The 15,859-nt window shown below is 46.0% G+C and carries 13 protein-coding genes; 10 read left to right on the top strand and 3 right to left on the bottom strand.

The genetic code is table 11. The annotated features are described in order from the left end of the window. Positions 1-38 precede the first annotated feature (38 nt). The 6 genes from E2L00_RS09360 to E2L00_RS09385 all read left to right on the top strand — a co-directional run bounded on the left by E2L00_RS09360 (position 39) and on the right by E2L00_RS09385 (position 7,557). The gene (locus tag E2L00_RS09360) at positions 39-1,178 is read left to right on the top strand and encodes a polysaccharide export protein (RefSeq protein WP_167610278.1); all 1,140 of its coding nucleotides are present in this window, start codon (positions 39-41) and stop codon (positions 1,176-1,178) included. Beyond that, positions 1,166-1,615, top strand: coding sequence for an arsenate reductase/protein-tyrosine-phosphatase family protein (locus tag E2L00_RS09365; protein ID WP_167610787.1), 450 nt, complete (start codon positions 1,166-1,168; stop codon positions 1,613-1,615). Before E2L00_RS09360 ends, E2L00_RS09365 begins: the two co-directional genes overlap by 13 nt. Positions 1,616-1,633: 18 nt before the next feature. Then, positions 1,634-3,814: a tyrosine-protein kinase gene (gene etk, locus E2L00_RS09370; protein WP_167610281.1), complete on the top strand. Its 2,181-nt coding sequence runs from the start codon at positions 1,634-1,636 to the stop codon at positions 3,812-3,814. 106 nt (positions 3,815-3,920) lie between these two features. Next, a complete protein-coding gene (wecA, locus tag E2L00_RS09375; protein WP_167610284.1) occupies positions 3,921-4,931 on the top strand; it encodes a UDP-N-acetylglucosamine--undecaprenyl-phosphate N-acetylglucosaminephosphotransferase in 1,011 nt (336 codons plus the stop codon). A gap of 690 nt (positions 4,932-5,621) precedes the next feature. Further along, complete coding sequence (locus E2L00_RS09380) at positions 5,622-6,938, top strand: tyrosine-type recombinase/integrase (RefSeq protein WP_167610287.1); 1,317 nt, start codon at positions 5,622-5,624, stop codon at positions 6,936-6,938. A gap of 4 nt (positions 6,939-6,942) precedes the next feature. Beyond that, the gene (locus E2L00_RS09385) at positions 6,943-7,557 is read left to right on the top strand and encodes a Fic/DOC family protein (protein ID WP_172665411.1); all 615 of its coding nucleotides are present in this window, start codon (positions 6,943-6,945) and stop codon (positions 7,555-7,557) included. Here the strand turns inward: E2L00_RS09385 and E2L00_RS09390 are convergent. Next, positions 7,554-7,712, bottom strand: a complete 159-nt coding sequence (locus tag E2L00_RS09390) for a hypothetical protein (RefSeq protein ID WP_103161909.1) — start codon at positions 7,710-7,712, stop codon at positions 7,554-7,556. The genes E2L00_RS09385 and E2L00_RS09390 overlap by 4 nt on opposite strands. 378 nt (positions 7,713-8,090) lie before the next feature. Here E2L00_RS09390 and E2L00_RS09395 point away from each other — a divergent pair, with 378 nt between their 5' ends. The 4 genes from E2L00_RS09395 (at position 8,091) to E2L00_RS09410 (ending at position 12,114) form a co-directional block, all read left to right on the top strand. Beyond that, positions 8,091-8,975, top strand: a complete 885-nt coding sequence (locus tag E2L00_RS09395; protein WP_167610290.1) for a hypothetical protein — start codon at positions 8,091-8,093, stop codon at positions 8,973-8,975. 536 nt (positions 8,976-9,511) lie between these two features. Next, on the top strand, positions 9,512-9,748 hold the full coding sequence (locus tag E2L00_RS09400; RefSeq protein WP_046694510.1) for a helix-turn-helix transcriptional regulator: 237 nt from the start codon (positions 9,512-9,514) through the stop codon (positions 9,746-9,748). A 123-nt stretch (positions 9,749-9,871) separates the two neighbouring features. Further along, the gene (locus E2L00_RS09405; protein ID WP_167610294.1) at positions 9,872-11,296 is read left to right on the top strand and encodes a YfjI family protein; all 1,425 of its coding nucleotides are present in this window, start codon (positions 9,872-9,874) and stop codon (positions 11,294-11,296) included. 197 nt (positions 11,297-11,493) lie between these two features. Beyond that, positions 11,494-12,114 (top strand): inovirus Gp2 family protein, encoded by a 621-nt coding sequence (locus tag E2L00_RS09410; RefSeq protein WP_167610297.1) that lies wholly within the window; start codon positions 11,494-11,496, stop codon positions 12,112-12,114. A gap of 71 nt (positions 12,115-12,185) precedes the next feature. On the opposite strand, the gene E2L00_RS09415 is transcribed toward E2L00_RS09410, so the two are convergent. Both E2L00_RS09415 and E2L00_RS09420 read right to left on the bottom strand, forming a co-directional pair. Then, the gene (locus E2L00_RS09415; RefSeq protein WP_145550668.1) at positions 12,186-13,592 is read right to left on the bottom strand and encodes a tetratricopeptide repeat protein; all 1,407 of its coding nucleotides are present in this window, start codon (positions 13,590-13,592) and stop codon (positions 12,186-12,188) included. Next, complete coding sequence (locus E2L00_RS09420) at positions 13,585-15,792, bottom strand: ATP-binding domain-containing protein (RefSeq protein WP_167610300.1); 2,208 nt, start codon at positions 15,790-15,792, stop codon at positions 13,585-13,587. Before E2L00_RS09420 ends, E2L00_RS09415 begins: the two co-directional genes overlap by 8 nt. Positions 15,793-15,859 lie beyond the last annotated feature (67 nt).

Consider the following 15,859-nt stretch of genomic DNA (forward strand, 5'->3'; position numbering starts at 1 on the left):
TGGCTTACTTTTTTGAATAACTTGATGATGACCACCCAATGAAAAAGCGTATCTTTAAATTTTCTGTTGTGGCGTTAACGATCGGGATGTTAACCGGTTGTACGATCGTACCGGGCCAGGGATTAAGCACCCGTGGAAAAGATGTCATTGAATTACCTGACAGCAATTATGACATCGACAAAATGGTCAACGTTTTCCCGGTCACGCCGGGGCTGATTGACCAGTTAAGCCCGCATGTGGCGGCATCGCGCGCCAACCCGGAACTGGACGCCCAACTCAATAATTACGAATACCGTATTGGTATTGGCGATGTCCTGATGGTCACGGTATGGGATCATCCGGAGCTGACAACTCCGGCCGGGCAGTACCGCAGCGCCAGCGATACGGGGAACTGGGTCAATTCTGACGGGACCATTTTCTATCCGTATATCGGGAAGCTGAAAGTGGCCGGGAAAACGATAGCTCAGGTGCGTGAAGATATCACCGCGCGCCTCGATTCGGTCATTGAAAGTCCACAGGTGGATGTCAGCATTGCGGCATTCCGCTCTCAAAAAGCCTATGTCACCGGCGAAGTGGAGAAATCAGGGCAGCAGCCGATCACCAACATCCCGCTGACTGTGATGGATGCGATCAATACCGCAGGCGGCTTATCGGCCGACGCGGACTGGCGCAACGTGGTGCTAACGCACAACGGCAAAGATTCCCGCATTTCCCTGTACGCGCTGATGCAGCGCGGTGATCTGACCCAGAACAAACTGTTATATCCAGGTGACATCCTGTTCGTGCCGCGCAATGACGATCTGAAAATTTTCGTCATGGGCGAAGTCGGCAAGCAAAGCACCCTGAAAATGGACCGCAGCGGCATGACGCTTGCCGAAGCGCTGGGCACCGCCGAAGGGCTTAAGCAGGAGATGTCCGATGCCACCGGGATCTTCGTTATCCGGGCGATGAAAAACAAACAAAACGGCAAGATCGCCAACGTCTATCAGCTCAATGCGAATGACGCCACTGCGATGGTGCTGGGTACTGAGTTCCAGCTGGAGCCGTACGATATCGTTTATGTCACTACCGCGCCGCTGGTGCGCTGGAACCGCGTTATCTCGCAACTGGTGCCGACCATTACCGGCATACATGACCTTACTGAAACCGCACGTTATATCAACAACTGGCCAAACTAATGTTTAATTCAATCCTGGTTATTTGTACCGGAAACATTTGCCGTTCGCCGACCGGAGAACGACTGCTGCGAAAGATCATCCCGGACATGAAAATTGATTCTGCCGGTACCTACGGGTTGGCCGGCCATCCTGCGGACGTTACGGCGGCGGAAGTGGCTGCGGCGCATGGCCTGTCGCTGGACAATCACCTGGCGCGCAAATTAACACCTGCCATGGCGCGGGAATATGACCTGCTCATGGTGATGGAGCCGGAACATATCGAACAAGTCACGGCCATCGCGCCGGAAGCAAGAGGCAAAACCATGCTTTTCGGACAGTGGTTAGGGAAAAAAGAGATCCCTGACCCGTACCGTAAAAGTCCGGAAGCGTTTGAACATATTTATCGCCTGCTGGAGCAATCCAGTCAGGAATGGGCCAAGCGGCTCAGAAAATCATAAACAGGGTATTGATTCTTTATGTCGACAAAAATCACTCAGGCTTCGGGCGCCCCGGCGGGCGACATGGAACTGGATTTAGGCCGCCTGCTGGGCAATCTGATTGATCATCGAAAGCTGATTTTAGGCGTGACAGCACTGTTCACGGGCGCGGCACTGATTTATGCCCTGTTTACCACGCCGGTGTACCAGGCCGATGCGCTGGTTCAGGTGGAGCAGAAGCAGGGTAACGCGCTCCTCAGCAGTTTAAGCCAGATAATGCCGACTACGTCACTGGAGTCTGCGCCGGAAATCCAGTTACTACAATCTCGTATGATACTCGGGAAAACTATTGACGATCTGGGGCTGCGTAACGTCACGGAGCCAGAATATTTCCCGCTGCTGGGCCGTGGCTGGGCACGATTGAAGGGCCAGGCGAGGCCAACTCTCGCGGTCTCGTTGCTCAATATCCCGCGTCGCGTAGGGGAAGATCCGGTGCTGACCCTCACGGTGGGCGAAAACGGACAGTATCAGATAGAAGGTGAGGCGCTGACTGCTGAAGGTCGAGTCGGTGAAACGCTGGAGAAAAACGGTATCGTGCTGAAAGTCAGCGATATCGCCGCCGCGCCGGGTACGCGTTTTAAGCTAAAAAAGCTGACGGAACTGGAAGCCATCAACGATTTGCAGACGCGCTTTAGCGTCACGGAAAAAGGTAAAGACAGCGGCATGCTGGCATTGGCCATGACCGGTGACGAGCCCGAGGAAATTGCCCGCGTGCTCACCAGCATCGCCGACAACTACTTACAGCAGAACATCGCACGCCAGGCGGCGCAGGATTCTAAAAGTCTGGAATTCCTCAACCGGCAGTTACCGCAGGTGCGCAGCGAGCTGGATCAGGCAGAAGACAAGCTGAACGTCTATCGCAAACAGCGCAACTCTGTGGATCTGAATCTCGAAGCGAAAGCGGTGCTGGATCAAATTGTGAATGCGGATAATCAGTTAAACGAACTGACCTTCCGCGAAGCGGAGATCTCGCAGCTGTATAAAAAGGATCATCCAACGTACCGGGCGTTGATCGAAAAACGCCAGACGCTTGAGCAGGAAAAATCGCGTTTGAATAAGCGCGTTTCGTCTATGCCGACCACCCAACAAGAAGTATTACGGTTAAGCCGTGACGTGGAGTCTGGTCGTGTGGTTTATTTGCAATTACTGAACCGGCAGCAGGAGTTGGGCATTGCTCAATCGAGCGCTATCGGTAACGTGCGCATTATCGACCCGGCGGTGACGCAGCCGAAGCCGATCAAACCGAAGAAAGCGCTGATAGTAGCGTTAGGCCTGTTCCTCGGGTTGTTTGCGGCTGTCGGCCTGGTGCTGATGCGTACGATATTGCGTAAAGGCATTGAATCGCCGGAACAGCTGGAAGAGCAGGGTATCAATGTGTATGCCACGGTGCCGATGTCGGAATGGCTGGTGAAAAAAACTTACCTGCGTGGCAAAAAACTCTTCTCGTCGCAGCTGCGACATAAAACCAAAGATGTGCCGTTCCTGGCCGTTGATAATCCAATAGACCTGGCGGTAGAAGCGATTCGCGGTCTGCGTACCAGCCTGCATTTCGCAATGATGGAGTCGTCTAATAATATTCTGATGATTTCCGGCGCGACGCCAGACAGCGGTAAAACTTTCATCAGCAGCATGCTGGCGGCGATCGTAAGGCAGGGAGATCAGAAGGTGTTGTTTATCGATGCCGATATGCGTCGCGGTTATGTTCACGACTTGTTTAACATCAGCAACAACGATGGGTTGTCCTCAGTGTTGTCCGGTAAGAAAATCGTTACTGAAGTCATTCAGACTTACAAGAAAGCGGGCCTGGATGTCATTACTCGTGGGCAAGTGCCGCCAAACCCGGCAGAACTGTTAATGCACGATCGCTTCCGCCAGCTGATGGAGTGGGCGAGCGAGCATTACGATATGGTGATCATCGATACACCGCCTATTCTGGCCGTGACCGATGCGGCTGTGATCGGACGCAGCGCTGGCACTAGTCTTGTGGTAGCGCGGTTTGGTATGAACAGCGTGAAAGAAATGACAGTGTGCGTCCAGCGCCTGGAGCTAGCGGGCGTTAATATCAAAGGGGCTATCCTCAACGGCGTTATCAAACGCGCCAGCAGCTACTATGGCTACGGCTACCACCATTACGGCTACAGCTACTCTGAGAAAAACTAGTCTTATCCTCCGCGGCGACGCGGGGGACTTCTCTTATAACGATGTCGCTGGCGCATAACCGGAACCGATCTCCCGCCTGGCTGACATGTAACAACAGGAAGCTAAGATGGATTTTTTGATAGTTTTGCTTTGTGCGTTGGGCGGGCTAGCAATTGCCCGTTTTGGGGCACCGGTGTTCGGTCTGGTTGATAAACCTGACGCTCGTAAAACACATGAAGGCCATATTCCGCTGGTAGGCGGCATTTCACTGTGGGTAGCCATGAGCGCCTTGCAATTCATTAATCCCGGCTGGTTGCCGCATCAAAGCGAATTCTGGTTCTGTATCTCCATGCTGCTGATTATCGGCGTGCTGGATGACCGCTTCAATCTGCCGGTGCTGCCGCGCGTGGTTGCGCAGGCTATCGCGGCGGTCATCATGATGCGATCGGGACTGTGGCTGGATTCGCTGGGGGAAATTATTCCCGGTTATGTAGTGACGTTAGGTGTCATAGGGTATCTGCTCACGCTGATTGCCATTTGGGCCTCAATTAATGCCTTTAATATGATTGATGGTATTGATGGATTACTCGGTGCTATTTCTTGCGTCACATTTGGCGCGCTGGGGTTACTTTTTTATCTGCACGACAACAGCGGCGCCTGGCAATGGTGCCTGGCGCTGGTGCTGTCGATATTGCCATACATGGCCGCGAATCTTGGCTTTTTCGGTGGCAGTAAACGCAAAGTGTTCATGGGTGATGCGGGCAGCACGGTTATCGGTTTTGCCGCTATCTGGCTGCTGGTGGTTGCGACCCAGTCCGATGATGCCGTGGTTGCTCCGGTAACCGCGCTGTGGCTGATTGCTCTTCCACTGACCGATCTATGTGCGGTCTCGTTGCGCCGGATACTCAGTGGCGCGAGTCCGTTCCGCCCGGATCGCGGACATATTCACCACATCGTCATGAAATGCGGCTTCAGCCACCGTCAGACACTGCTGATCTTACTGGGCGTGGCGATATTATGTGCGGCCGTTGGCGTACTGTTTGACCATGCCCGTTTGCCGGAATCAATGAGTCTACTGGCTTTCCTGGTGGTCTTTATGACCTGGCTACTCTTTTCCATCAGAGTATATCGCCGCTGATCCTCCGGCGACTGTACTGCCGTCGCCGATTTTTCTCCCGTCTGATCATTTTATTTTCCAAACACTATGTGATGTCCGCCGCCAACAGGTGTAACGGTCAAACAAAACCTGACAACTTTTCTGAATCACCTGTCAGGCAATATTCATATTCATCCGGACTGATACTTCCTCGACGGGAATGACGTCGCCAGCCGTTATAAAACAGAATGTAATCCATTGGGAACCGTGCAAACCACTTTTAAGCGGAGAAAAGATGGATCATATTGTGGCGAAAGCTATCCGGGAATGCTGACAGGGAAGATGAAGGGCATATGCATTTCTAAAATAGCCCGCTTCGGTGGTTTTTTCGTTGATCCACTGCTGCCATTTTATCGCCACTCAAAAACGAGACAACAAAAAAGCCACTCGCTAGAGTGGCTTAATTGTTTGATTTTAAAGCTAAAATTTGGTGGCCCCTGCTGGACTTGAACCAGCGACCAAGCGATTATGAGTCATAAAATCGGCATGTTTTTAAATGTTCGCCATTGTCTCTGTTTGTATTTTTAATTGTCTATAATCAATCGGTTATGAAGTTATTTTTGTTTCTGATTGGTTCTCTTATTTCCTCATTGTACTATCCTTACCTGACCCATTACCTGACCCGAAATGGGCATCGGGTCAGGTAACGCTTATTCTCATAAAGGTAAACTCATGGCCGCTAATCTTACCGAGACTGCTATACGTGGATTGAAGACAAAAAGCACGGCGTACTACGTGTGGAGCAACAGTGCTCAACGTGGTACCGGCAGGCTTGGCGTTAAGGTTCAGCCTTCAGGCAGCAAGGTTTTTTATTTCCGTTACTACGTTGATAAAGGGAAAAAAGAGAAGTTCATCCAATTGGGCATCTGGCCTGAGATGAAACTGGTGAAGGCCAATGAGCTGGCGAAAAAGTATGGTGCCTGGCTTGTTGAAGGAAAAGAGCCCCAGCAAGAGCTTGAGCAACAGCGCCTGGCCGAACAGCACATCATGCAGATCCATCGTTCTCAAGGATCATTTGAAGAACTGGTGCATGGCTACGTTAACAAGATGAAGCTCGACAATAAGCGGACGTGGGCTGATGTATTGAAGCGCATGGAAAGAGAGTGCTACTCGGTTATTCCTCGTGATACCAAAGCGAAGGACGTGACGTCTCTGCAGATCAAAACCATTCTCTCAGGCATTATCCAGCGTGATGCGGTGGTCCATGCGAACCGAATTCGTTCCTACCTGATGGCGGCATTTAACTACGGTCTGAAGGCTGATAACGATCCGATGAATACCAGCGTGGGTATTACGTTCGGCCTTGAAGTTAACCCGGTATCGGCCATACCGAAGCAGTCTTCGGCGGAAAAAGTGGGTGATACATGGTTAACGTTGGAAGAGCTGCATGTTGTCATAGAGCAATTCGCAGAGGCAACCAACGTTGGGCCGCTGATGCAGCATTTAATCCGCTTCTGCGTTTATGCTGGTGGGCAACGTCCTTTCGAAATGATTGCCAGCCAGTGGAGCGCGATTGACTGGCAGCAAAAGACGTTACTAGTCATTGCCGATGTATCGAAAAACAAACGTGAACATCTGATCCCGCTGACTGAATCGGCATTGAGTGAATTAGCCTCAGTGAAAGAACTGACTAAGGAAAGCAACAGTCCCTATATCTTCCCACTCTCGACCAATGGAGATCGACCGGTACGTACTGATAGTCTGGCGCGTTCCATCATGTATTTCCGGGCTTTTAATCCTGAGTTTAAAGTTTTCACAGCGCGAGATTTACGTAGGACCTGTAAGACTCTGATGGGGGAGGCGGGGATCAGCAAAGAGATCCGCGACCGTATTCAGAATCATGCTCTGAATGATGTCAGCTCGAAACACTATGACCGTTATGATTACCTGACTGAAAAGCGCAGGGCGCTTGAGATCTGGGAAGACCGAGTTAATAACTATCAACGGCAGCAGGAAAACAACGTTGTGAACTTGTTTGGGCGGAGGTAAAAGCTTGTCAAAATATGAGCTTAATTCTGCAGAGGAACGCTATCAGCCGGGCTCTGGAGACTTAGTGCTGGCTAATAAGCTGGGATTTATTGATGAACAGGAAATGGAGGCGCTGGAGTCTGGCTTGCTGCTGATGCTGTATGAGCAGCTATTTATTGAGGGCCAGCCGCCTGAGGCGCTGGCTTTTGAGCACATCAGCAGGTGGCATCGCCAATGGCTGGGGAATGTGTACGACTGGGCGGGGAGGCTGCGTAATGCCAACCTAACTAAGGATGGCTTTCAGTTTGCGGCTGCCGACAGGATTCCGCTGCTGCTTGATGGCTTCGAGAAGCAGTTTCTTTCTCGGTCTGGTGAACTCAAATCCCTGGCTCGTCTGGAGCTGGTAAGTTATCTGGCTGAATGCCATGTGGAGTTTATTTTGATCCACCCATTCAGAGAAGGTAACGGGCGTCTGTCGCGGCTACTTTGCGATGTGCTGTCGGTTCTGGCAGGGAAGGGCTTACTTGATTACAGCCTGTGGGATGAGCACAAGGCGTTTTACTTCAAGGCAATACAGGCGGGTGTCTCAGGGAACTACAGCCCTATGATGCAACTGGTGAGCGACATCTTGCCAGATTAACGGGCGAGGCCAACGGCTTTTGCCTGTGCCTGATTTTGTTTGAGTTGCTGCTCAATTTTTTGCACAGAGACACCGGTTTCGATCGCGGTTGAGCTGGCGACGGCACGGTAGATTTGAGTCCTGGTGATCTGAGTATGTGATGTTTTTTTTGTCATGTGAGATCCCTTTTTACTGCACTGATTCTAGTTCGGAAGGAGAATGCTAGCAAGGTTATCATTAATAGATAGAAGGGCGGCGTATGCTTGTCTTGCCCAAAATTCTGGTTCTTTATTCTCCATTCGCTGCAGAAGGCAAAGAGTTTTCTAGTCATCTGAATTTTTTGACTGTTGCGTGATTCTTGAATTGCCACCATATGATACACGTCTATTTTTTTTAGATTAATTTATACAGTTTGTGATTTAATTCACATTAATGAATTTGTTTTTTTTGATTCTAAAAACGATGTATTTTTATGTTTCTCTTAATAGAAATCATGTATGATAAACGTAATAGTTAAAAGCGCTATCTTTATTATATAATTAGTGGGGGGATGTTTGTTTACTTTAGATAACAAAAATAATAATGCAGTCGAGACTGGCATTTTCCTTTCAATCACTGACATATGTGAACGGGAAAATATATCTATTACGAAAGTTATAAGCGATTGGTTGAATTTTTCGAGGAAGCTATTTGTAAAATTAGATGCTGTTCCATGTTGCTTGAAAAGAACATTCGAAGGGGATGACAATTCGGAAATAGAAAATATTACTTCAGGTTCTGATGAGTACCAAAGCGTTTTTGGTTCAACGGCTTACAGGGTCTTTATTCCTCTAAATCCACAAGAATGTGAAATTGAAAAAAATAAAGATCAAAATGAAATTGTTTCATCTTATATTTCTTACCAAGGTCTGGCATATGGCTTTTGGGAAGTAAAACCAACTAAAATAACTCGTTTTGCAAATGAAGGGTATCATATTGCAAATGGAACCTCACGTAATGCTATTATTAATACTCCCGGGGCAGTAATTATTAATGGCAATGTAAGTGATCATATTTTATTTTTTAATCATTCTTTTGTGATTTTCAAAGAAGACTTCTTTGTTGGACCTGACATTGAAGCTGTTTTAGATGAGTCTTTATTTACCGAAGGTACAGTTGAGGTTTCACCTCAAAATATAAAGTCAGTAGTTCCCGGAGCAGAAAGTAACGTTGATCAAAATGTGAACGCTAAAGAAATTGTTAAAGGGGCTAAAGAAAGGGTATCTAAGGCAGAACGGGATGCTATATTTATAATGTTAAGTAAGCACTATAAAAGTAAAAATGGTAAACTTGAGGCTGCACCAATCGCGAATATGTTGAATTCGGATGCCAAGGATATATTACCTGGACGAGAATTCAGCCCGGAAACTATTCGCCGCTGGTTGAAATCAATTCAATGATACTTCAAGTAATTTATTATTTTATGGCAAATATAAAAACTTGTTAGCATTATTCATAAGTTCTAATATTTATCATTCTCAGCAATCTATGTTGGGAAAGTTATAATAAATTTTTTTGTTGACTAATCCTTAATTATGCAAAGCTAATATAGAGTATAGCCATAAATGGAAAAGTTAATATTGAGAAAAATGTATTTATGAGATTTTTTCATTATTGTGAGTTGCATGATTAATACATATCTCTTAATGAATATCCCTTTTAACCTTTTCAATATTTATGTTTCAGGTTTTACTAGAAACGTAATGACGCAAAGGAAAAACGGTAAACACATCGAATATTCTATTTAAGAAGCCTCAAATGTATCTTAAAACTCCCACATTAAGCCACCGTAAAAACCACATTAAGCCACCGTAAAAACCACATCAAGCCACTGTAAGCACCACAATAAGCAATGTGCACCTTAATAAGCCGTCAACTTCTTTTATATTAACGCCTGCTTGAGCCATGCTGCATCCATCGAAACAAAGGAGGCAGTATGAAAGCAAAATTCAACAGTCCAACATCAGAAGAACGCTTACAGGTATTACGCAACAATGGCGAACCTCATGATCGCCTTGTACGTGAAAAAGAGCGTCAGCACATTACATCTGTATCCCGTTCAACGGCCTGGAAACTAGAGCAAGTCGGTCAGTTTCCACTGCGTAAGTCTATTGGTCTGAAATCCTGCGGGTGGCTGTTAAGTGACCTGCTGTATTGGATCAGTGAGCGTTAACATCAGGTGTTTTTTGCATTTATTTTTTGGATGACCCGAGTTCATCCTGCTATTTCTACTATTAATAGCGGAATAGCAATATGAGTGAAATCGTTTTAAACGTTAACTGAATGAGAGGTATCTATGCTGTGTGGTCGTCCTTTTCCTGTACATGTGTTCCCACAGATCATCAGAAATGCAGTTTACGAAGTAGAACAGCATACGCAGGCTCCTCAGGCTTTGATTGCCGCATCAGTACTAGGGGTTATTTCTCTTGCCTGCCAGAACCGGATTGATGTGTGCAGACTGAATAATCTGCGCAGCCCGGTATCGCTTTTTTTACTGACACTGGCGGAATCGGGTGAACGCAAAAGTACGGTGGACAAACTGCTAATGAAGCCATTGTATCAGCTGGAAGATGAATGGTTTGAAAAATATACCCAGGATCTGATTATCTGGCGGAATGAGGAAACGGCTTTTAATGTTGAAAAGAAAGCCTTGATGTCAAAACTAAAATCAGAGATTTCCCGTAACAAAGAACATTCCACAACGAATGAACGACTGAAAGCGCTGTTGGCAACATACCCGAAAGCACCGGTCAGGTTCAGACAGATATTCAATGATGCCACACCTGCGGCGATAAAAGACTATCTCAGTGGGCGCTGGCGGTCTATCGGTCTTATGTCTGATGAAGCTGGCACCATTTTTAACGGCTATGCGCTGAATGAACTGCCTTTCATCAATAAAATGTGGGATGGCGCAATGTTTCCCGTGGAAAGAAAAAGCGAACCAGATAAATTAATCAAAGATGCCAGAATGACGCTGGCACTGATGGTCCAGCCTGATGTGCTTAAAAAAGGATATCTGGAACGAAAAGGCGATACAGCGAAAGGGATCGGATTCTTCGCACGGTGCTTGATGTGTCAGCCTGGTTCAACACAGGGCTACCGGCAAATTACCAGCCCGGTTGTCTCAAGCGAGCATCTACCGGTATTTCATCTACGACTGATGGGGATCGTTAACGAGAGTATTACCAGAAATGATGAAAATGAACGTCAGTGTATGTACTTCTCCCCTGAGGCTGAAAAACGCTGGCTCGAATTTTATAATAAAGTTGAGTCGGAAATGGGGATTCTTGGAGCACTGTCTAATTTTAAAGATTATGCCTCTAAAATGGCTGAAAATATGGCAAGAATTGCGGCATTATTGCATTACTTTAATGGTGATGAAGGTGATATATCTCTTCTGACTACGGAGGCGGCTGTGGAGATCAGTACCTGGTATGTAGATGAGTATATTCGACTTGTTTCTAATCCCCCGAGATTTACACTGGTTAATTCAGAAGCGGATGAACTTTACTTCTGGATTAAAGAGTATTGCTGTCGGTGCTTTGTGCCCTACATCAGGAAAAACACTATACTGCAATATGGACCCAGTAGGTTTCGAAATCGTAATAAAGTGAATGAGTTGTTAGGTGCACTATATTCTCAAAAAAGGATACTCGCTGCTAAAAAAGGAAAAACAGTATTTATAGCACCCGCTAATATAGAATTTAATATTTATAGTTAAATTAATTGCAGAGTGGATTGGTAAAGCATTGGCGTTACGCAATGTAACTTTTTTGATGAATTTAGTGTTGGATAGGTAATATATTATATTGCTATCATCTTTAATATTACATCTATCCTACAATCAAGTAATGCTTGTATCTATTTAAATCATTAAAAGTAAATATTATTGTAGGAATATACATAAGGATTTAATCTATGAATTCATACCCAGGATCGCATGGTGAGCATGTACTCGCCTATAAAAAGCATATTGAACGAGTCGTCAATGATGCTGTAAGTGAATTCCCTAGAACAATGGCATTACGTATTGATGCCCATTATCCCCCTATTTTAGATAGAGGAGATACAGTTTGCTGTTTCCCAAATCTGGAGCCTGGAGCGATATCCCGTTTCCGTAATGCGTTAAATGCAATGCTGGAGGCCAATGAGAAAGCCAGAGCAGCTAATGGTAAACGAATCTATCCAAACCGTGTTCGTCACGTTTGGGTACGTGAGTTTTCCGAAGAGGGAAAATGCCACTTTCATCTTGGTCTTTTTTTTAACAAAGATGCTTATTACCATTTAGGTGATTATGAGGCTGAAAGCAATTTACGGATGATGATTGTAAGGGCATGGTACAGTGCACTGGGGTTGGAACTGGATGATTATCCGGGATTAGTTCATTATCCTGAAAACTGTCGTTATATATTAGATGTCAATGATCTTAACTTTAAAGGGGAGTTTAACAATTTACTAAATCGTTTGGATTACTTAGCCAAGCTTGATACTAAGATATTTGGCGATGGAGATCGGAACTTCGGTTGTAGTCGAGGGTGATTATTTTTTTACGGCAATGGCCTTTCTTATGAATGGAAAGGCCTGATTTTTCAGTGTTCAATATGTAATCATCAGGAAATGATTACTTTTAATGCTCTCCAGCCATAACGATTTTTGGTTTTATCGAGTTCAACAACACGTACAACGTGTACTTTTTGGCCATCCATTCCCGCAGGCACGAGATCTTTTGGAACAAAAGTATCACCCACAAAAGCAAAACCTTTTTCTGTCACACGTAGTATATCTTCTATTTCACCGGCGTCTGTAAGAGGCTGCGCTTGAGCCGGCGCGACGGCAACAACTGACTGATCCTCTTCAGCAATTGTCAGTTGAACGTAATCACCAGGTGAGAGTGGTAATTTATCAGACCAAAGTTTCATTCTGACTGACAGACTTTGATTTCTGCTCACCCAAGCATGGAAACCACGATTACCAGCATGGATATTCTGAACTAAAGCCAGCTTCTGGACGCGTTCACCAAAAAGATAATCTGCCGCATTCTGAGAACGCTGCAGTATAAATGAGGTAAGTAGCTCAGTATTTACCTGGTGATTATACCAGGGTTGGTTGAGTAGTTGTTCAAGATCAGTTTTTATCTGCCAACCGTTATGCAAATAACAATTAACAGCCCTATGCACACAGATTGATGCTTCGTTATGAAGACCTTCAGCTGCTAACAGTACAGCGAATCCCTTTAGAGTCGGAAGCGCCAGAGCATCATCGTGGGCACAACTCAAAGCTTTAGCAAACAAGGTAATAGCAGCTTGAGGATCTTTCTGGCGGTAAGTGGTCGCTAGTGCCCCCCACGCCCAGGCTTCATTCTGTTTTTTACGCAGCACTGCCAGTATTCGTTTTCGCGCCTCTTCGTAGCGTTTTGCAACAATAAGGCATCGCGCTTCGTCATAATCAAGCCAGATTAATTGTTGGGTATCTTTAACTTCATGGCGCGTTAGTGTCAGCAAAGTGATCAGGTCATCCACAGATAGATGACGCAATGTAGTCTGGCTACTCCAGGTTTTCGCAAGCTTGCGGGTAAATTTCAGCATCAAGCTAGGAGATTCGCCTTTCTCCGTAATAAACGGCTGTTTGTCTTCCGGACTGAATAGGGTTTTCGCATGTTTGGCCAGTAGCAGCATCAATTTGGGGAAGTGCTCCAAATTAGCCTGAAAGATAAGTAGCAGGCTGCGATACTCGAAACCACTGTCCGGTAAATCAAGCCAGATTATCCAGTCCAATAAAAAGTCGATTCGTTCGGCTTCTTGTCGCGTAGGTGTAAACTCACTTTTCCCTGCTGCGGCTCGCGCTTTAATAGTATCCCGTACATCTTTTAAATATGCATAACATACCCAGAAGAAAGCCCCTTTAAGAAAGCTATCACTTGGGTTTTGCTGCACTGTTGTACAACCTAGTTCCCAGGCTGCATCCAGTTCACCACTTTTCCTCAAACGGTTGATTTGTTGGAAAACTTGCTCAGCCATTGATGAAATCCACCTTAAATTGTGTGCTTACAGCTTTAGAATCAGCTTGGACCAGATGAATACTACTGATAACGCCTTTTCGAGAAATGCTACTCGCGGAAGGTATATTAATATCCAGTTTTAATTTGCCTGTGGAATGCTCTGCAATAGCGAAAACCTTGTATGGTTTCTCATCGATGTCAATTATTCGCCATCCTTTTTTGGCAATTAGGGTATCGATAAAATGCATAGCTATACGGATGTTATCATCGAGCCAAACTACTGGTGTATTGAGCAGTTGTCTTAACTCTTGTTCCAGTTGAGCATTGCCACTTAGCCCCTGACATTTCCCAATAGTTACCTCAAATTTACCGTTATAATCGAAGTCTAGTGTTGCTTCAACGCATTCGTTATTAAGGAAATAGCGTTCTTTATAGGGATGCTGGTGTATTGAACTGATACGCCACGCACTATGATGAAGTGCGTCACTTATCGTCAACAGCAGCGCAAATAACGCAGGTGTCTCGGGGTTGAACCCAGTAGGTAGTACTAAATTTAATTCACTCTCTGTAGGTATTCTGTTTTTAGCAAAGTGAAAACGCTGCTTTACAACCAATGGCACTGTTCTGAGAGAGGATAAATGCCATTCAGTTTTTGATAGCGGGTTAAGCGTAGGATAGTTAAGTATATCCAGCGTATGCATGGTTCGTGTTGTGGCGGTATAAAGCCAACGGAAATAACTATCGGTAGCCGGGTTGTCAGTATCGTGGGCAGCACTCGCGTCCAGAATCACCCTGTTAAATGGAGGATGTGACTGCGCCCGATGCACAGTGAGTGCCCAGGCGTAGCGAAGTCGAGCGGCGTAGGTAAATTTACTATTGAGAATCAACTGACTATGTTTCTTTTGATACTCTTCGCGTGCTGCCTTGTATTCCGAGCTTTTTTTATCCATCCCTTCCAGGGAGGATTTCCAGTCCCTAAGCTGCTCATCTGCTTCTTCACGTGCCCAAATACGTAGTGCGAGCAGCTTTTCAGTATCAAGTTCAGGTTTAAGTGAAGTCAGAAATTCCGGGAGGTAGAGTATGGTGACACAGGTATCAATACTTTTGAGAGTGACATGGGCAAACTCAACGGTTGTGGGTTTATCTCGACCTTTAAGCTCAATACTCTTACTGAAGAAACCTCTGGCCGCCTGAGTGACTCTTACGAATTGTCCCGCATGTAGCGGTATATGTTCATTCAGCGCATCACCATCATGTTCAAAACTATAGGTTTTGTTGTAAATTTCAATACGGTCACCTTCTACTAAATGACCCGGCACTCGTGCTTGTAAATACCTGCTTCGGATACCAAAGTTTACTGCTTGAGCCCGTTCGTTAGTTGCACAGAGATAAATACACTCACAGCCCGGAGAGATAAGGTCTTCGGCAATCTGAGCTGTTTGTTCTCCCTTGGTTATAGTACGGAGCGCTAGCTGCTGGCAGATGGGTAATTGAATGAATTTTTGTGTAGCGAGTTGACCAACCAATTCGCGCTGAAAATCGAGCTGTTCATTCCGTGATTCCAAATCACGATCCTGTGAATTCAACTCAACTGTAAGGAAAGGGATCTGTTGCTGTTGGAATATCAGGCCTTCCAGCAGACTTTTCTCTTTGGCACCACGCCTTAGCTGATAAGGGTCGCCAAGTAACAGAATTTTAGGTAGTGATTGCGGCTGAGCATCCTGCATTTTGCCTTTCAGCAGCAACAAAAAATCGCTGAGAATATAACCACTACCGTAAAGTGCAGTATCTGAGGCAAAAAAATCATTACCGAGCAAATGTGCATCGAAAATGACTAACAAAGACTCTTGTGGTGCGTTAAAAACTTCATGATCCTGACAGTTTATCGGGTACCACGGCTTATCTTCTTTTATATCCTGAGGGTGTTGGCTGTAGAGCCAGCTATAGATACTAGTAACTTCTTCTATCTGACCGGTAACGTGCAGTCTGGCAGTTCGAGCGTTAGGAGCCAAATAACGCCGAGTGGTTATAGTTTTCGGCATTTGCTTCAGCAGCGCCTGCAGCACCTTACTTTTTCCTGTGCTATATGCGCCTGTAAGGGCGAAGACCGGACAGGCGCTATCACAGAACCATTCATTGATCGCTGTGAGCGCCTTACTCTGCTCTATATTGAGCGATATTGATAGCGAGTTTGTGCAAATATAGCCAGGGAAATCCATTGGTTGGATGCTCCATCAGATTATCAGATATGCAAAAAGAATCCACGATAGTGGGCATAGTGTCAAA

Source organism: Cedecea colo (genome assembly GCF_011808225.1).
Taxonomy (GTDB): Bacteria; Pseudomonadota; Gammaproteobacteria; order Enterobacterales; family Enterobacteriaceae; genus Dryocola; species Dryocola colo.